This is a genomic window from Thioclava sp. JE_KL1 (assembly GCF_009296265.1).
Lineage (GTDB): Bacteria > Pseudomonadota > Alphaproteobacteria > Rhodobacterales > Rhodobacteraceae > Thioclava.
In genome coordinates this window covers 39316-55322 of the sequence record NZ_WBJS01000002.1, presented here as the reverse complement: position 1 = coordinate 55322, position 16007 = coordinate 39316, and the positions used below count along the sequence as shown (strand labels likewise).

Genomic DNA, 16007 nt, shown 5'->3' with positions numbered 1-16007 from the left:
AGGAACCGTCATCGCCGTGCTTGCGCGGGCAGGGGTGAGCCTCTACATCCCTCACATGAGCCTGATCCAACGCCTCCCCTTCGTCAAGAAATCGCCCTTCGTCGCGGTTATCCGTTTGCACGGTGCCATCGGCATGTCGCGCCCCGGTGCGCCCGGTCTGTCGGACGCCGCCATGGCCCCGATCATCGAGCGTGCCTTCGCGCGCGGCAAACCCGCCGCGGTCGCACTGCTGATCAATTCGCCCGGCGGATCGCCCGTGCAATCGGCGCTGATCGCGGGACGCATCCGCAGGCTTGCGGATGAAAAAGGCATTCCCGTCCATGCCTTCGTCGAAGACGTCGCGGCGTCGGGCGGCTATTGGCTGGCCTGCGCCGCCGACCAGATCTGGGCCGACCCGACCTCGGTCGTGGGCTCGATCGGGGTGATCTCGGCAGGGTTCGGCCTCGACGAGTTCATCAACCGTCACGGCATCCAGCGCCGCGTCCACACGGCAGGCGGCTCTAAAAGTTTCATGGACCCGTTCCGCCCCGAAAAAGACGAAGACGTCGCGCGGCTCAACAAGCTCCTCGAAGACATGCATGTCTCGTTCAAGGAACATGTGCAGTCCCGGCGCGGCGCGAAGCTGCCCGAAGATCGCGACCTCTTCACCGGCGACATCTGGACCGGGCGGCAGGCGCTGGCCGAAAACACCGGCCTGATCGACGGGCTCGACCATGCGGTGCCGAAGCTGAAAGAGATCTACGGCGAGAAGACCCGCATCGTGCCTTACGCGCCCAAACGCTCGATCTTCCGGCGCTTCGGCGCGCAGTTCGGCGGCGAGATGGCTGCGGCGACGGCAGGCGCCCTGATCGACACGACCGAGGAACGCGCGCTCTGGGCGCGCTACGGGCTGTAAACCGATGCTCATCAAGGGCATGACCCTCTTCCTCGTCGTCATGGCGGTGCTCGCCATGTTCGGCAAGCTGCGGATGCCGAAACTCAAGGGCCCGCGCGGACCCGGCAAGCTGTCGGCGCGTTGCCCAGACTGCGGGCGTCCGAAAATCGGCCGGGGCCCCTGCCCCTGCAAGACGACCTCCAACAGTAAGAGTGCGAAGAAGACGGAGCGCCGTAAATGATCTGGGATTTCGGCGAGATCATTGCCGGGCTGGTGCTGCTGGTCGTGGCGGGCGATCTGCTGGTGAAAGGCGCAGTGGCGATGTCGCTGCGCCTTGGCATTCCTGCACTGATCGTCGGGCTCACCGTGGTGGCCTTCGGCACCTCCGCGCCCGAGCTGATGGTCTCGGTCGCCGCCGTACTCGACAAGGCGCCCAGCATGGCGCTCGGCAATGTCGTGGGCTCGAATATCGCCAATATCCTTCTGGTACTGGGCCTGCCCGCGATGATCTCCGCGATCCGCACCGATCTGCACGACACGCGCGAGAGCTTTGTGCTGATGATGGGCGCGACGATCCTCTTCATCCTCGTCTGCTTCATGGGCCCGATCGGCTGGGCGCAGGCGCTGCTTCTGCTCTTCGCGCTTGGCATCATCCTGTTCCGGCAGATCCGCGAAGCGCGCGCCCATCGCGCCAATCGCGGCGCGGGCTCCGACCCTGAGACCGAAGCCGATGAAGAGGTCGAAAGCGTCGATCCGAAAATGCCGCTCTGGCGCATCGGACTCTATGTTCTCGCAGGGCTCATCGGGCTGCCTCTCGGGGCGAGCTGGCTGGTCAGCGGGGCCTCCGAGATCGCAAGCGCGATGGGCGTCTCGGATGCGGTGATCGGCCTGACGTTGGTCGCGCTCGGTACCTCGCTGCCGGAACTGGCGACCTCGATCACCGCGGCGATGAAGGGCCGGTCGGACCTCGCGCTCGGCAATGTCGTCGGCTCGAACATCTTCAACCTGCTCTGCATCATCGGCGTCGCGGGCCTGTTCGGCGACATTCCGGTGCCGAGCCAGATGCTGCATGTCGACCTTTGGGTGATGGCGGCGGCCTCGATCGCGCTGGCCCCGTTCATCTTCGGCAACCGCGTGATCACCCGAGGCATCGGCATCGCTTTCACCGCCGCGTACCTGGCCTATATGGTGGCCCTCTTCATTGGAGGCAGCGCATGAAACGAGCATTGGTGACAGGCGGCGCGAAACGGCTGGGACGCGCGATGGCGCTTTATCTGGCCGAGCGCGGCGTGGACGTCGCAATCCATTATCACGGCTCCGCAGAGGATGCGGAAGCAACGGCTGCGGAGGCCCGTGCGAAAGGCGTGCGCGCCGAGATCGTGCAGGCCGATCTACTGGACGAGGCCGCGACGGCGGAACTGGTGCCCCGCGCGGCGCAACTGCTCGACGGGCCTCTCGATCTGCTGATCAACAACGCCTCGATTTTCGAATACGACACGATCCGCTCGGCCACGCGCGAAAGCTGGGACCGGCATATCGGGTCGAACCTGCGCGCGCCCTTCGTGCTGATCCAGCATTTTGCGGCGCAGGCCCCGGAAGCCGACCGCTCAAGTGCGGAGCCCAAGGCCCGCGCGCTGGTGATCAACATGGTCGATCAGCGGATGCGCAAGCTGACGCCGGAGTTCATGACCTACACGCTCGCGAAGATGGGTCTGTGGACTCTCACGCAGACGAGTGCGCAGGCGCTGGCTCCCGCTATACGTGTGAACGCGATCGGCCCCGGCCCGACCCTGCAAGGCGCCCGCCAGTCTGAAGAGCACTTCAACCGGCAGCGCGCGGCGACGATCCTCGAACGCGGCGCAGACCCTGCAGATATCGTCGCGGCGCTGGGATATTTCATGGACGCGCCGGCCGTCACAGGGCAGTTGCTCTGCGTCGATGGAGGCCAACATTTGGGCTGGCGGACCCCCGATGTATTAGGTCCGGAATGAGCCTGAAAACGAATCGCAGGCCAAAGTTGTGCACTGCGCGGCGGCTTGTAACAGTACCGTCACAAAAGTAGTAATCCTTTCAATAGCTTGGCGAGTGTGCGAAAAATTTCTCAATGAAATCAACGCACTCGTAACTTGCTCAAAAAATGAGCAAACACTCTATCAACCCTTATATTAAGGTCGGAACCCACGGTCCCACATGTTTGCCAACAGAGTTATCCCCAAATTTCGTGGACATGTTTTTCCTTGAAAACGTCTTCGCGAGGTTGCAGCCACAGGGGAGAATCGAAGCCAGCTCATGAATGACGACGTAAACAGCAACGACGCCCTCGATCCCCCGGCGGCCACGCGCCCGCAACACGGGATGACGGGCCATGCGCTGATCGCGGATTACCTCAAGCGCCTCGACGGCTCACCGGGCGTCTATCGGATGCTGAACGCGAAGGGCGAGGTGCTTTACGTCGGCAAGGCGCGCAACCTGAAGGCGCGCGTTTCGAACTATGCACGCCCCTCGGGACACTCGGCGCGGATCGCCCGGATGATCCATGAGACCGCCTCGATGATGTTCCTCACGACGCGGACCGAGACCGAGGCGCTGCTGCTTGAGCAGAACCTGATCAAGCAGCTCAAGCCGCGCTACAACGTGCTCGCACGGGACGACAAAAGCTTTCCCAATATCCTGATCGCGACGGACCACCCCTATCCGATGATCAAGAAGCACCGCGGCGCGCGCAAAGAGAAGGGCCATTACTTCGGCCCCTTCGCGAGCGCGAGCGCGGTGAACCGCACGCTGAACCAGCTGGAGCGGGTCTTCCTGCTGCGCAACTGCTCGGATTCGATGTTCGAGACCCGCACGCGCCCCTGTCTGCAATATCAGATCAAGCGTTGCTCGGGGCCCTGCGTCGGCAAGATCTCCGAGGAGGATTACGCAGCGCTCGTCGACGATGCGAAGCGGTTCCTGCAAGGCAAGTCCACCACGATCCAGCGCGAGCTGGCCGAACAGATGCAGCAAGCCTCCGACGATATGGAATTCGAGCGCGCCGCCGCGCTGCGCGACCGGATCAAGGCGCTGACCAATGTGCAGCAGAGTCAGGGGATCAACCCGCGCAGCACCGCCGAGGCCGATGTGATCGCGCTCCATCAGGAGGGCGGGCAGGCCTGTGTGCAGGTCTTCTTCATCCGCGCGAACCAGAGCTGGGGCAATCACGACTTCTATCCCAAGACCGGCTCCGGCGCCGAGGCGCCTGAAATCCTGCAGGCCTTCATCGCGCAGTTCTACACGAACCGCCCGCCGCCGAAGCTGATCCTGCTGTCTCATCCGGTCGAGGATGAGGAACTGGTAAGCGAATTCCTCTCCGAACGCGCGGAGCGCAAGGTCGAGATCACGGTCCCGCAGCGCGGCGAAAAGGCAGAGCTGGTCGAAAATGCCGCGCGCAATGCCCGTGAGAGCCTTGGTCGGAAGATGTCGGAATCTGCAGCGCAGGCGAAACTGCTGGCCGGCGTGGCCGAGGCCTTCGGGCTGGAGAAGCCGCCGCAGCGGATCGAGGTCTACGACAACTCGCATATTCAGGGCGCGCATGCCGTGGGCGGGATGATCGTCGCAGGGCCCGAGGGCTTCATCAAAAGCCAGTATCGCAAGTTCAACATCAAGAATGCCGACCTGACGCCGGGCGACGATTTCGGGATGATGAAAGAGGTGCTGACGCGCCGCTTCACCCGGTTGCTGAAGGAAGACCCGGAGCGCAAATCCGAGGCGTGGCCCGATCTTCTGCTGATCGACGGTGGCGCCGGGCAGGTTTCGGCGGTGCGTGAGATCATGGACGAGATGGGCGTGAGCGACGTCGCAATGGTCGGTGTCGCGAAAGGCGTGGACCGCGACCACGGCAAGGAAGAATTCCACCGCACGGGTCAGCGCCCCATCGCCCTGCCCCGGCAATCGCCGGTTCTTTATTACATCCAGCGCCTGCGCGACGAGGCGCACCGCTGGGCCATCGGCACCCACCGCGCGAAACGCGCCAAGGCGCAGATGGCGAACCCGCTGGATGAGGTCCCGGGCATCGGGGCGGCCCGCAAGCGCGCGCTGCTCGCGCATTTCGGCTCCGCCAAGGCGGTCAGCCGCGCGGCACCAATCGATCTTATGGAGGTCGACGGTATCTCCGAGGCGATGGCCGAGACGATCCACAATTTCTTCAACGAGAAGGGCTGAGATGACCGATCACAGCCGCCACCCCCGCGCGCTGACCCGCGTGGCCGATCTCGAACGCGACGGGCTGACCACCTCGGCTACGCGCGCCGATCTGGAGCGCGTGGCCCAAGAGTTCCGCATCCGCGTGACGCCCGAGATGCGCGAGGCGATTGCCGATCCGACCGATCCGGTCGCCGCGCAATTCGTGCCCACCGCTGGCGAACTGCTCACCCGCCCCGAAGAGCTGGAAGACCCGATCGGCGACGACGCGCATTCTCCCGCGCCGGGCCTGACGCATCGCTATCCCGACCGGGTGATCCTGCACATTACGAAGACCTGCGACGTCTATTGCCGCTTCTGCTTCCGCCGCGAGACGGTGGGCGAAACCGGGCCGCTGCCGGAAGACCAATTGACGCAGGCGCTCGATTACATCGCGGCGACCCCGGCCATTCGCGAGGTGATCCTGACCGGAGGCGATCCACTGACGCTCTCGACGCGCAGGCTGGGCGCGGTGCTCGACCGCCTCTCCGCAATCGCGCATCTCGACCAGATCCGGCTGCATACCCGCGTGCCGGTGGTCGCCCCCGAGCGGATCACCGAGATGCTTTGCACCATCCTGCGCGCCGCACCGACCGCGTGGATCGTGCTGCACACCAATCACGCGCAGGAACTCACACCCGCCGCCCGCGATGCCATCGCGCGACTGGTGGATCGCGGCATCCCGATGCTGTCGCAAACCGTGCTGTTGCGCGGCGTCAACGCGAGTGCCGACGCGCTGGAGGCGCTGTTCCGCGCCCTCACCAAACTGCGGGTCAAACCCTATTATCTACACCATTGCGACCTCGCCCGCGGCACCTCGCATTTCCGCACCACCATCGCGGAAGGGCGCGCGCTGATGGCCGAACTGCGCCGCCGCTGCTCGGGCACGATGCTGCCCAGCTACGTGCTCGACATCCCCGGCGGGCACGGCAAGGTGCCGATCACCTCGGACCACTTCACACCGGGCGACACCCCCGGAGACTGGCGCGTTACCGACCGTAATGGGGCGGTGCATGCATATCGCGATCCCGCGACCCGTTAACGCGCCCTCTTCCGCTTTGCGAACCACGCAGCTAGGTTGCCTCCCATGAAATGGACCCTTCCCAATATCCTGACCGTGCTCAGGCTCTTGGCTGCCCCCGGTGTGGCGGTCTTGTTCCTTTATTTTTCTCGCCCCTGGGCCGACTGGCTGGCGCTTGCGCTGTTCATCACCGCGGCCGTCACCGACTGGTTCGACGGCTACCTTGCCCGGGCGTGGAAACAGGAGAGCCGCTTCGGCGCGATGCTCGACCCCATCGCCGACAAGGCGATGGTGGTGATCGCGCTGGTGGTGCTGACCGGCTATTCGGGCATGAACCCGTGGCTGATCCTGCCTGCCACCGTGATCCTGTTCCGCGAGGTCTTCGTCTCGGGGCTGCGCGAATTCCTCGGCGCGGATGCCGGGCGGCTGCGGGTCACGAAGCTCGCCAAATGGAAGACCACCGCGCAGATGGTGGCGATTGCCGTGCTGTTCCTCGGCACCGGGCTCGCCTATCTCGAACAGGGTCAGGCCCCGCGCGCAGGCGAAGGCGATATCCGCTTGGGAGCCACGCCTGCCGATTTCGCGACCCATGTCGGTCTCGCGCTGATCTGGATCGCCGCCGTGCTGACCGCGATCACCGGCTGGGACTATTTCCGCAAGGCCCTGCCCTATCTGAAGGAGCCGAGCCATGATTGACGTGCTCTATTTCGCGTGGGTCCGCGAGCGGATCGGCCTGCCGCGCGAGAAGGTCGAGACGCAGGCCGTGACCGTGGCCGATCTGGTCGAAGAGCTGAAGGCCCGCGAGCCGCGCTACGAGGCGGCTTTTGCCGACATTTCCGCCCTGCGCGTCGCGCTCGATCAGGATCTGGCAGAGTTCGACGCGCCGCTCGAAGGCGTGCGCGAGGTGGCCTTCTTCCCGCCGATGACGGGGGGCTGAGATGAAAGTCTCCGTTCAGGCCGAGCCCTTCGATCTGGGCGCAGAGCTTGCCGATTTCGGCACGGGCCGCGCGGATGTCGGCGCCGTCGTCAGCTTCACCGGCATCGTGCGCGACGACACCGGCGCGATGGAAGCGCTGGAGCTGGAGCATTACCCCGGAATGACCGAGCGTGCTATCGCGAAGATCGTCGATCAAGCGGTTGAGCGTTGGAGCCTGTCGGATGTGACCGTCATCCACCGCCACGGACGGCTGGGCGTGGGCGAGCAGATCATGATGGTCGCCACCGCCGCACGCCACCGCGTCGCGGCGTTTGAAGCCGCCGAGTTCCTGATGGATTACCTGAAATCCCGCGCGCCCTTCTGGAAGAAGGAACACGGACCCGAGGGCACCTCCTGGGTCGCCGCGAAGGATGAAGACGAGGATGCGCTGAAACGCTGGTGATCAGTCGCCCAGCTTGGCGTGCACCTCGTCCAAATCGACCTCGCCCACCGGCATCTTGTTGTCCGGATCGTCGAAATCGTATTGGAACAGCTGGAAATCCTTCTTGTAGATTTCCCAGATCAGGTGGCGCGACAGGTCGTCGAAATAATCGCTAACCTTATGCGCGCGCTTCGGCCCATGCCCTTCGGATTCGTTGAACCGCGGCACCTTGGCCAGATCGACTTTCACCGGCGTTTCGACCGCGTCGAGCACCGACTGCATGCCTTCGTTGAATTTCTCGGTGAAGAAGATGTTGTCGTAGCGCCCGCCGTTGACGATGAAGGTCGAGATATGACCCGACATGGCCGACCAGTGAATGTCCGGCTCCATCGGGCGGCGCCAACGGATCGTGTCGCGCGCAAACAGCAGGAAGCGGCGGAACGAGGCGACCTGATCGAAATCGAAATCGTCCTCGGGAGAGCCGACCTCGATCCCGTATTTCTGGATCAGCTGCGGCACCAGCTTGCCGCGATAGCGTTTGCCGTTGCGCTGGATGCCCGCGATCTTGTCAAAGAAGGACGACAGGATGCGCTGATAAGGATTGCGCACGCAGGTGAAGGCGTAGCTTTTGTGCGCCACCACATTCTCGGTGATCGGCTGCTGGCTTTCGTCCTGCGACCACTTATGCAGCCCGGTCTTGGAATCGTGGATGTCGCCGTCGAAGAATTTCCCGTGATCGGAATAGAACATGATCTGTCCGATGGAGGAGCAGGCGCATTTCGGCACGACGCGATACACCATGCTTTCGCTCTCGGTCATCCAGGTTCCGGGAAATCCCATTCAAAGCCCTCCAGAAGGTCGCATACCCGTGACCGGGTAACGCAGACATAATAAATATCGAGTAAAGAGCAAAGAAGTCCTGTCTTTTCAACGCTCATTCCGGCTAACAAGTCGGATAATACCAGCAAGTGACATCGCATCGTTTCCCGTATGGCCCGAATCGCCTTTATTCTTCTGACCCATAAGGATCCTGACGGGATCATCGCGCAGGCGGAACGGCTGACGCAGACAGGCGATTATGTGGCGATCCATTTCGACGCGCGCGCCAAGCCCGAACATTACCGCAAGCTGCGCAGCGCGCTCGATGCCAATCCCAATGTCACCTTCGCGAAAAAGCGCGTCAAATGCGGCTGGGGCGAATGGAGCCTCGTCGCCGCGACTCTGGAAGCAGTAAAAGCCGCCGTCGCCGATTTCCCGCGCGCCACGCATTTCTACATGCTCTCGGGCGATTGCATGCAGATCAAATCGGCCGAGTACGCGCATAACTTCCTCGATGCGGAAGAGGTCGATTACATCGAAAGCTTCGACTTCTTTTCGTCGGGCTGGATCAAGACGGGGATGAAGGAAGACCGGCTGGTCTATCGCCACTGGTTCAACGAGCGCAATCAGCCCAAGCGGTTCTACCTCGCCTATAACCTGCAAAAGCAGCTGAAGCTGTCGCGTGAGGTGCCCGGCGATCTGCAGATGATGATCGGCTCGCAATGGTGGTGTCTGCGGCGGCGCACGATGGAACAGGTGCTCGATTTCATCAAGGCGCGGCCCGATGTGATGCGGTTCTTCCGCACGACATGGATCCCGGACGAGACCTTCTTCCAGACCATCGTCCATCACCTGATCCCCGAGACAGAGATCCGCACCCGGACGCTGACCTTCCTGATGTTCACCGATTACGGGATGCCCGCGAATTTCTACAACGACCATTACGATCTTCTGCTGGCGCAGGATTACCTCTTCGCGCGCAAGATCAGCCCCGAAGCGCGCGACCTGAAGCAGCGTCTGGGCGAGCTGTGGACGCGCGAGGGCGTGGACTTCGCCGTCTCGAACGAGGGCCGCGCGCTGCATCGCTTCCTCACCGGACGCGGCCGCATTGGCCGTCGCTTCGCACCGCGCTTCTGGGAGGCGGAGGCGACTTTGGGCCGCGAGCGCACGCTGACCCTGATCCTGTGCAAGAAATGGCATGTCGCGAAACGGCTGGTGGCCGAGTTCCGCAAACGCTCCTCGATCCCCGCGCTCGATTACGTCTTCAACGAGATGGGCCCTCTGCCCGATCTCGGCGGGATCGAGACCAGCCCGGAAAAGCGTAACCGTCACCGCCGCGCGCTGATGCGGATGGTCTTCGACCACGAGAACGCTGACCGCATGGTGATCTGCGTCGATCCCGCCGAGCTCGACGTGATCGAAGATTTCACCCGCGACAAATGCCAGACCCGCATCCTCGAGATCGAGTGCCAGTTCTCCGACGACTATCTCAAGGGGCACGCGCAGCGCGTCGGCCTCGCGGGGCAGCACACGCCGCCGCAGGTGGTGGAGCAGATGCTGCCGACAATCCGCGCCGATCTGCACCACGAATCCGAGCGGCTCCGCGACGCCGAGTTCGAGAATTACGCGCTCATGCGCGAGGGCGGCGAGATCGAGGACAACGCCCGCGCGCTGGCCCATGCGCTCGACATCCCCTCCGATATGGCGCAGGAATTGGCCGAACTCGACTACATCTTCCGCGACTGAGGAGAGAGGCCATGGCCTATACCTATGACGATCAGAACATCTTCGCCAAGATCCTGCGCGGCGAGATCCCGAACGACACCGTTCTGGAGACCGAGCATACGCTGGCCTTTCGCGACATCGCCCCGAAAGCGCCCGAGCATGTGCTGGTGATCCCGAAAGGGGCCTATGTCGCGCTCGATCATTTCTGCGCCGAGGCGAGCGATGCCGAGATCGTCGATTTCCACCGCACCGTGGCCGAGGTCTGCAAGATGACCGGCGCGAGTCCGGGCGAAGGCGGCGAAGGCTATCGCGGCATCACCAATGCGGGCGAGAACGGCGTGCAGGAAGTGCCGCATTACCACCTGCACATTCTTGCAGGTCGCCCGCTCGGGCCGATGCTGTTGATGCGTTAAGTCTTGCGGCGCGCCCTGAACGCGGGCGCGCCAGACAGGCTCAGATGAGCCCGCGCTCTGCAAACAGCGCCTTCACATCGATCTCGGGCCGTGCGCCGTAATGGCCGATCACCTCGGCCGCCGCAGCGCAGCCCATCTTGCCCGCGGTCTCGAGGCTCTGCCCCGTCGCGTAGCCGTAGAGGAAGCCTGCCGCGAACTGATCGCCCGCGCCCGTCGCATCGACCGGCACCACGCGCTTGACCGGAACCGTCGCGCGTTCCTCGCCACGGATCAGGATCACGTCGTCGCCCGAGCGCGTGCAGACCACCAGTTCGCATTCCTCAGCGGCCTGTTTCAGCGCTGCATCCAGATCGGTCTGGTAAAGCGATTCCCATTCGTGCTGGTTGCCGATCACGTAATCCATCTGGTCGCGCACCAGACGGCGGAAATCGTCGCGGTGACGGTCGACGCAGAACGGGTCCGAGAGCGCGATTCCCGCCTTGCCGCCGCCCCGGTGACAGCCCTGCGCCGCCTTCAGGAACGCGGCCTTCCCATGATCCTTGTCGAAGAGATAGCCTTCGAGGAACAGGATCTGCGTGTTCTCCACCACCTCGAGGCTCACATCCTCCGTCGAGACCTCCGCCGAAATCCCCAGATAGGTGTTCATCGAGCGCTCACCGTCGGGCGTCACGAAGATCATCGAACGCGAGGTCGGCAGTTCGCCATCCTTCACCGGCGGATTGGGGAAATCCGTGCCCTCGCCATGCAGAGCCGCCTCGTAGAAACGCCCCAGCGTGTCGTCGCGCACCCGGCCGATAAAGGCGGTAGTCAGACCCAGATTGCCCAGCCCCGCGATCGTGTTGCCGACCGAGCCGCCCGGCGCCTGCGTGCGCTCTTTCATGGCGCCGTACAGCGTCTCGCCGCGTTCACGTTCAATCAGCTGCATGATGCCTTTCTCGATGCCCATATGCTCGAGGAAGCTATCGTCGCATTGCGCGATCACGTCCACGACGGCATTGCCGATGCCGACGACCTGATACTGTTTCAAAGGTTTTTCTCCTCAAACTGGCACAGATCCTTGATCGGACAGGCCTGACATTTGGGTTTGCGCGCCACGCAGATATAGCGACCGTGCAGGATCAGCCAGTGATGGGCGTGGCGCTGGTATTCGACGGGCACATTGTCTTCGATGGCGCGCTCGACCGCGTCGACGTCCTTGCCCGGACAGATGCCGCTGCGATTGCCGACCCGGAAAATATGCGTATCGACTGCCTGCGCGGGATGGCCGAACCACATGTTCAGCACGACATTCGCGGTCTTGCGCCCCACGCCGGGCAGCGATTGCAGCGCGGCACGGGACGACGGCACCTCACCGTTATACTGATCGACGAGGATCTGGCTCAGCTTGATGACGTTCTTCGCCTTCTGCCGGAACAGACCGATCGTCTTGATATGCTCGGTCACGCCCTCGAGGCCCAGCTCCAGCATTTTCTCGGGTGTGTCGGCCACGGCGAAAAGCTTCCGCGTCGCCTTGTTCACGCCCGCATCGGTCGCCTGCGCGGATAGCGCCACGGCCACCACCAGCGTATAGGCGTTGACGTGCTCGAGCTCCCCCTTGGGATGGGGCTCGGAGGCTTCGAACCGCGCGAAGACCTCTTTCATCGTGGCATAATCGAATTGCTTGGCCATGCTTTCCTAATGCCCGCCACGCGCGCGAAGGGCAAGGCCGCGCGCAAACCGCAGCTTTCGGGTCGCGCGCCTGCCGCCCGCGCCCTAGGATCGGGAAAAGCCCAAGAGGTGCGTGATGAACGACCACAGCGACATTGCCGAGAGCTACCACTATCAGGTCATCGCCCGTGCGCTGGACCAGATCGACGCAGCGCAGGCGGCGGGCGAGTTGCTGACGCTCGAGGCGATCTCCGCACGGCTCTCGATGAGCCCCGCGCATTTCCAGCGGCTGTTCTCGGCCTGGGTCGGCGTCTCTCCGAAACGCTACCAGCAATATCTGACGCTCGATTTCGTCCGCGAATTGCTGAGCCAGCGCCTGCCGCTCGACGAGGTGGCCGACCGTGCGGGGCTATCCGGCACAGGCCGGTTGCACGATCTGGTGCTGCGCTGGGAGGCGATGACGCCCGGCGCGTTTGCCCGCGGCGGCGAAGGTGTCGCGATCCGCTGGGGACGGTTCGACAGCCCCTTCGGCCCGGTGATCGCTATGGGCACCGATCAGGGGCTCTGCGGTATGGGCTTCACCGCCGAGATGGGCGAGCAAGAAGCCTTCGCCGATCTCGCCCGCCGCTGGCCGGACGCCCGCTTCACCGAAGACCCCGAACCGCTGCGTCCTTGGGTCGAGGCCGCGTTCAGCCGCCACGGCGAGGCGAAGCTGACGCTGATCGGCGCGCCCTTCCAGATCAAGGTCTGGGAGGCGCTGCTCTCGATTCCTTCGGGGCAGGTCACCACCTATTCCGACATCGCCGAGGCGATCGGCAACCCCAAGGCCGTGCGCGCCGTGGGCACCGCCGTCGGTCGCAACCCGATCTCCTTCCTGATTCCCTGCCACCGCGCCCTGCGCAAATCGGGCGGATTGGGCGGCTATCACTGGGGTCTGGGCGTCAAACGCGCGATTCTCGGTTGGGAAGGCGCCCGCGCAGAGGCCGATTGAGCGTCCCTCCGCCGCTTCTACCGCCAGATGATGCGCGGATTTCCGCGCTTCACGAAAAGGGCATGGAACCTGCGCGAATTTTACGCGTATCTTCCGGCAAGCCTCGAGACATGGGGCGACCAGAGAAGGCAGAGACAGAACATGACCACCGTTCTCAAGACCAAAACCATTCTTCTGAGCGCCGCCGCTGCGATGGCGCTCACCGCTTGTGTGCCGGGCGGCTACACCGGGGCGAACAACCCCGACCAAAGCCCGAACGCAAACCGCAATGCCGGTGCGATCACCGGTGCGTTGATCGGCGGCGCCCTCGGCGCGAAAAGCAAAGGCGACGAAAAGCTGACCAAAGCCGCCGCCGGCGCGATCGTCGGCGGCGTGATCGGCGGCGCGATCGGTTCGCAGCTCGACCGTCAGGCGCAGGAACTGCGCCGCGACCTGACCACCAACGGCGTCAGCGTCGTGCGTCAGGGCAACCAGCTGATCGTGACGATGCCGCAAGACGTTCTCTTCGCGACCGACAGCGCGGCCGTGCGCCCCGATCTGCAGCGGGACCTGTACACGCTCGCAGGCAGCCTCAACCGCTATCCGGACACCACCGTCGAAGTCGTCGGCCATACCGACAACACCGGCGATGCGGCCTACAACATGCGCCTGTCGCGTCAGCGCGCACAGTCGGTGGCCAATGTCCTGATCAATGGCGGCGTCCCGAGCTACCGCGTGATCCCGACGGGCCGTGGCGAGGATCAACCTATCGCGAGCAACCTGACCCCCGAGGGTCGTCAGGCGAACCGCCGGGTCGAATTCATCATTCGTCCGAACAACTAAACCGCTCGTCAGAGTGGGAAAAGGGCCGGGGAAACCCGGCCTTTTTTCATTGCCGACGACCCGATCTGGTCATACATCTTTACCACATGGAGGGGTGCATGCCATTTCAGAAGATCGAATCCGAGAAGCTCGCGAATGCTGTCGTGCGCCAGATCGAACAGCTCATCCTGCAGGGCATTCTGCGCCCCGGTGAGCGCCTCCCCTCCGAGCGTGAGCTGTCCGAACGTCTTGGCGTCTCGCGTCCGAGCCTGCGCGAAGCGGTCGCGGAACTGCAGGAATCGGGTCTCCTGACCACACGCGCCGGGGCCGGGATCTATGTCGCCGAAGTGCTCGATTCCGCCTTCTCGCCTGCCCTGATCCGGCTGTTTGCGCGCAACGATCAGGCGCTGTTCGACTACATCTCGTTTCGTCGCGACATGGAGGGGCTAGCCGCCGAGCGCGCCGCGCAATGCGGCTCTGACACCGATCTCGCGGTGATCCAGACGCTGTTCTCGCAGATGGAAGCGGCCCATTCCAAGCGCAATCCCACGCAGGAGGCGCAGCTCGATGCGCAGTTCCACATGGCGATCATCGAGGCGAGCCATAACGTCATCATGATCCACATGATGCGCGCGATGTTCGACCTGCTGGCAGAGGGCGTATTCTACAACCGCTCGATGATGTTCCGGAACCGGGGTACGCGCAGCAAGCTGCTCGACCAGCACCGGGCGATCAACGAAGCGATCCAGCGCCGCGACGCCTCTGCCGCGCGCAAGGCCATCGCGGCCCATATGGAATTCGTCGAGGTCGAGATGGCGGCGATGCGCCGGGCCGAGCGCAACGAGGCCACCGCGCGCTTACGTCTCGAACATAACCGCTGAGCCGAAATAACCTCTGAGCCCAAGACAAAGAAAAACCCCGGCCCATCGGACCGGGGTTTTCAATGTCACCCGTCAGGGGGGAGATCAGTTCAGGCGCTGTTCGACTTCCGAAAGCGAGCTGTCGATCATCGCGGCACGGTCCGACGCGCTCAGCTGCTTGGCGAGCACGTCACCAGCGGCGGCCACGGCGACCGACACGGCACGGTCCTTGACCTCTTTCAGAGCCTGCGCCTCGGCCGAGGCGATCTGCTCGTCAGCGGCCTTCAGGCGACGCTCGATCGAGACTTTCAGGTCTTCCTTGGCCTTCTCGGCAGCGGCTTCGGCGTCGCGCTTGGCGGCGGCGACGATCTGGTCGGCCTGCCCCTGCACTTCGCGCGACTTGCGCTCGTAGCTGGCCAGAACCGCCTGCGCCTCGTCACGCAGCTTGCGCGCTTCGTCGAGATCCGAGCGGATGTTCGTCGCGCGCTTGTCGAGCATCTTGCCCAGCATGCCCGGCACCTTCGCGTAGAGCACGATGCCCACGAAGATGATGAAGGCGATGGTCACGATGAAGTTCGTGTTCCAAAGCGAGAAGAACGGGCCCGTCGCTGCGAAGGCGGGCTGTGCCGCCACGAACGGAAGGAGAAGCGAGAGTTTCTTCATCATCTTACCCTTTCAGCCGTTGTTCGACAGCCGCGTTGACAGCCGATGCGTCCGAATTGCCACCCAGAGCCGCGACGATCTCGCCGGCGGTGTCCTTGGCGACCTGATCGACCGCTGCAAGCGCGCCGTCACGGATTTCCGCGATGCGGGCTTCCGATTCCGCGGAGCGTGCGGCGATCTCGGCATCTGCCTTGGCGATGGCCGCGTCGAGGTCCTTTTGGATCTCGGCCTTGGTTTCGCCTGCGATCTTCTGCGCCTGAGCGCGTGCTTCGGCCAGAGCCTTCTCGTAAGCGGCTTCGGCCTCTTCGGCCTTGCGCTTGAAGTCTTCGGCCGCGGCGATGTCACCCGCGATCGTGCCCTGACGATCGGCGAGAACTGCCTCGATCCGGGGCAGTGCGATGCGCGTCAGCAGCCAGTAGATCGCGACCAGAGCGACCACGAGCCAGAAGATCTGGTTCGGGTAGCTCGAGAAGTCGAGCTGCGGCATACCGGCCTTTTGCGCGGTATGTGCCGCGCCTTGGGCCGCATCAGCGGCTGCGTGCGCTGTATTTTGCGTTTCGCTTGCCATGTCGTCCCTCGACCCTGATCACAAATCCCCTTGCGGGTCACGGGATGGGCTC

The 16007-nt window shown here is 63.8% G+C and carries 19 protein-coding genes; 14 read left to right on the top strand and 5 right to left on the bottom strand.

The window, feature by feature from the left end; translation table 11 throughout:
- Positions 1–55: 55 nt before the first annotated feature.
- From F8R15_RS03045 to F8R15_RS03005, 9 genes are all read left to right on the top strand, one after another.
- Positions 56–895, top strand: a complete 840-nt coding sequence (locus F8R15_RS03045) for a S49 family peptidase (RefSeq protein WP_152843842.1) — start codon at positions 56–58, stop codon at positions 893–895.
- 4 nt (positions 896–899) lie between these two features.
- A complete protein-coding gene (locus tag F8R15_RS03040; protein ID WP_152843476.1) occupies positions 900–1115 on the top strand; it encodes a hypothetical protein in 216 nt (71 codons plus the stop codon).
- Complete coding sequence (locus F8R15_RS03035; protein WP_152843474.1) at positions 1112–2092, top strand: calcium/sodium antiporter; 981 nt, start codon at positions 1112–1114, stop codon at positions 2090–2092. The genes F8R15_RS03040 and F8R15_RS03035 overlap by 4 nt, the downstream gene beginning before the upstream one ends.
- Positions 2089–2865, top strand: coding sequence for an SDR family oxidoreductase (locus tag F8R15_RS03030; RefSeq protein ID WP_152843472.1), 777 nt, complete (start codon positions 2089–2091; stop codon positions 2863–2865). The genes F8R15_RS03035 and F8R15_RS03030 overlap by 4 nt, the downstream gene beginning before the upstream one ends.
- 364 nt (positions 2866–3229) lie before the next feature.
- On the top strand, positions 3230–5071 hold the full coding sequence (uvrC, locus tag F8R15_RS03025; protein ID WP_093477087.1) for an excinuclease ABC subunit UvrC: 1842 nt from the start codon (positions 3230–3232) through the stop codon (positions 5069–5071).
- 1 nt (position 5072) lies between these two features.
- Positions 5073–6131, top strand: a complete 1059-nt coding sequence (locus F8R15_RS03020; RefSeq protein ID WP_152843470.1) for a lysine-2,3-aminomutase-like protein — start codon at positions 5073–5075, stop codon at positions 6129–6131.
- A 45-nt stretch (positions 6132–6176) separates the two neighbouring features.
- Entirely contained in the window at positions 6177–6806 is a 630-nt protein-coding gene (gene pgsA, locus F8R15_RS03015; protein WP_152843468.1) for a CDP-diacylglycerol--glycerol-3-phosphate 3-phosphatidyltransferase, read from the top strand.
- Complete coding sequence (gene moaD / locus F8R15_RS03010; RefSeq protein WP_152843466.1) at positions 6799–7047, top strand: molybdopterin converting factor subunit 1; 249 nt, start codon at positions 6799–6801, stop codon at positions 7045–7047. Before pgsA ends, moaD begins: the two co-directional genes overlap by 8 nt.
- A 1-nt stretch (position 7048) precedes the next feature.
- A complete protein-coding gene (locus F8R15_RS03005; protein WP_134331329.1) occupies positions 7049–7489 on the top strand; it encodes a molybdenum cofactor biosynthesis protein MoaE in 441 nt (146 codons plus the stop codon).
- Here the strand turns inward: F8R15_RS03005 and F8R15_RS03000 are convergent, their stop codons facing one another.
- Entirely contained in the window at positions 7490–8308 is an 819-nt protein-coding gene (locus F8R15_RS03000; RefSeq protein ID WP_152843465.1) for a sulfotransferase family protein, read from the bottom strand. It abuts the gene before it with no gap.
- Positions 8309–8458: 150 nt separating this feature from the next.
- Between F8R15_RS03000 and F8R15_RS02995 the strand changes: the two genes are divergently transcribed.
- Together F8R15_RS02995 and F8R15_RS02990 are read left to right on the top strand one after the other, a co-directional pair.
- Entirely contained in the window at positions 8459–10033 is a 1575-nt protein-coding gene (locus tag F8R15_RS02995) for a DUF5928 domain-containing protein (RefSeq protein WP_083078336.1), read from the top strand.
- A gap of 11 nt (positions 10034–10044) precedes the next feature.
- Entirely contained in the window at positions 10045–10425 is a 381-nt protein-coding gene (locus F8R15_RS02990) for an HIT domain-containing protein (RefSeq protein ID WP_075773907.1), read from the top strand.
- A 40-nt stretch (positions 10426–10465) separates the two neighbouring features.
- Here F8R15_RS02990 and F8R15_RS02985 read toward each other — a convergent pair whose 3' ends face one another.
- A complete protein-coding gene (locus tag F8R15_RS02985) occupies positions 10466–11452 on the bottom strand; it encodes an adenosine kinase (RefSeq protein WP_152843463.1) in 987 nt (328 codons plus the stop codon).
- Complete coding sequence (nth, locus tag F8R15_RS02980; RefSeq protein WP_075773905.1) at positions 11449–12093, bottom strand: endonuclease III; 645 nt, start codon at positions 12091–12093, stop codon at positions 11449–11451. The genes F8R15_RS02985 and nth overlap by 4 nt, the downstream gene beginning before the upstream one ends.
- Positions 12094–12208: 115 nt before the next feature.
- Here nth and F8R15_RS02975 point away from each other — a divergent pair, with 115 nt between their 5' ends.
- From F8R15_RS02975 to F8R15_RS02965, 3 genes are all read left to right on the top strand, one after another.
- Positions 12209–13063, top strand: a complete 855-nt coding sequence (locus F8R15_RS02975; protein ID WP_152843461.1) for a bifunctional helix-turn-helix domain-containing protein/methylated-DNA--[protein]-cysteine S-methyltransferase — start codon at positions 12209–12211, stop codon at positions 13061–13063.
- 141 nt (positions 13064–13204) lie between these two features.
- Positions 13205–13885 (top strand): OmpA family protein, encoded by a 681-nt coding sequence (locus F8R15_RS02970; protein WP_075773903.1) that lies wholly within the window; start codon positions 13205–13207, stop codon positions 13883–13885.
- A 98-nt stretch (positions 13886–13983) separates the two neighbouring features.
- Positions 13984–14745 carry a FadR/GntR family transcriptional regulator gene (locus tag F8R15_RS02965; protein WP_078522464.1) on the top strand — a complete coding sequence of 254 codons (762 nt, stop codon included), beginning with the start codon at positions 13984–13986 and terminating at the stop codon, positions 14743–14745.
- Positions 14746–14829: 84 nt separating this feature from the next.
- Here the strand turns inward: F8R15_RS02965 and F8R15_RS02960 are convergent, their stop codons facing one another.
- Together F8R15_RS02960 and F8R15_RS02955 are read right to left on the bottom strand one after the other, a co-directional pair.
- A complete protein-coding gene (locus F8R15_RS02960) occupies positions 14830–15387 on the bottom strand; it encodes a F0F1 ATP synthase subunit B (protein ID WP_078522463.1) in 558 nt (185 codons plus the stop codon).
- Between the two features lie 4 nt (positions 15388–15391).
- Positions 15392–15955 (bottom strand): F0F1 ATP synthase subunit B', encoded by a 564-nt coding sequence (locus F8R15_RS02955; protein WP_078522462.1) that lies wholly within the window; start codon positions 15953–15955, stop codon positions 15392–15394.
- Positions 15956–16007 lie beyond the last annotated feature (52 nt).

Bases quoted from the DNA above. Each gene is read 5' to 3' on its own strand.
- F8R15_RS02965 (WP_078522464.1), top strand. From the start codon at position 13,984: ATGCCATTTCAGAAGATCGAATCCGAGAAGCTCGCGAATGCTGTCGTG.
- F8R15_RS03020 (WP_152843470.1), top strand. From the start codon at position 5,073: ATGACCGATCACAGCCGCCACCCCCGCGCGCTGACCCGCGTGGCCGAT.
- F8R15_RS02995 (WP_083078336.1), top strand. From the start codon at position 8,459: ATGGCCCGAATCGCCTTTATTCTTCTGACCCATAAGGATCCTGACGGG.
- F8R15_RS02990 (WP_075773907.1), top strand. From the start codon at position 10,045: ATGGCCTATACCTATGACGATCAGAACATCTTCGCCAAGATCCTGCGC.
- F8R15_RS03005 (WP_134331329.1), top strand. From the start codon at position 7,049: ATGAAAGTCTCCGTTCAGGCCGAGCCCTTCGATCTGGGCGCAGAGCTT.
- F8R15_RS03030 (WP_152843472.1), top strand. From the start codon at position 2,089: ATGAAACGAGCATTGGTGACAGGCGGCGCGAAACGGCTGGGACGCGCG.
- F8R15_RS03040 (WP_152843476.1), top strand. From the start codon at position 900: ATGCTCATCAAGGGCATGACCCTCTTCCTCGTCGTCATGGCGGTGCTC.
- pgsA (WP_152843468.1), top strand. From the start codon at position 6,177: ATGAAATGGACCCTTCCCAATATCCTGACCGTGCTCAGGCTCTTGGCT.
- F8R15_RS02970 (WP_075773903.1), top strand. From the start codon at position 13,205: ATGACCACCGTTCTCAAGACCAAAACCATTCTTCTGAGCGCCGCCGCT.
- F8R15_RS03035 (WP_152843474.1), top strand. From the start codon at position 1,112: ATGATCTGGGATTTCGGCGAGATCATTGCCGGGCTGGTGCTGCTGGTC.
- F8R15_RS03045 (WP_152843842.1), top strand. From the start codon at position 56: ATGAGCCTGATCCAACGCCTCCCCTTCGTCAAGAAATCGCCCTTCGTC.
- F8R15_RS02975 (WP_152843461.1), top strand. From the start codon at position 12,209: ATGAACGACCACAGCGACATTGCCGAGAGCTACCACTATCAGGTCATC.
- uvrC (WP_093477087.1), top strand. From the start codon at position 3,230: ATGACGGGCCATGCGCTGATCGCGGATTACCTCAAGCGCCTCGACGGC.
- nth (WP_075773905.1), bottom strand. From the start codon at position 12,093: ATGGCCAAGCAATTCGATTATGCCACGATGAAAGAGGTCTTCGCGCGG.
- F8R15_RS02955 (WP_078522462.1), bottom strand. From the start codon at position 15,955: ATGGCAAGCGAAACGCAAAATACAGCGCACGCAGCCGCTGATGCGGCC.
- F8R15_RS02960 (WP_078522463.1), bottom strand. From the start codon at position 15,387: ATGAAGAAACTCTCGCTTCTCCTTCCGTTCGTGGCGGCACAGCCCGCC.
- F8R15_RS03000 (WP_152843465.1), bottom strand. From the start codon at position 8,308: ATGGGATTTCCCGGAACCTGGATGACCGAGAGCGAAAGCATGGTGTAT.
- moaD (WP_152843466.1), top strand. From the start codon at position 6,799: ATGATTGACGTGCTCTATTTCGCGTGGGTCCGCGAGCGGATCGGCCTG.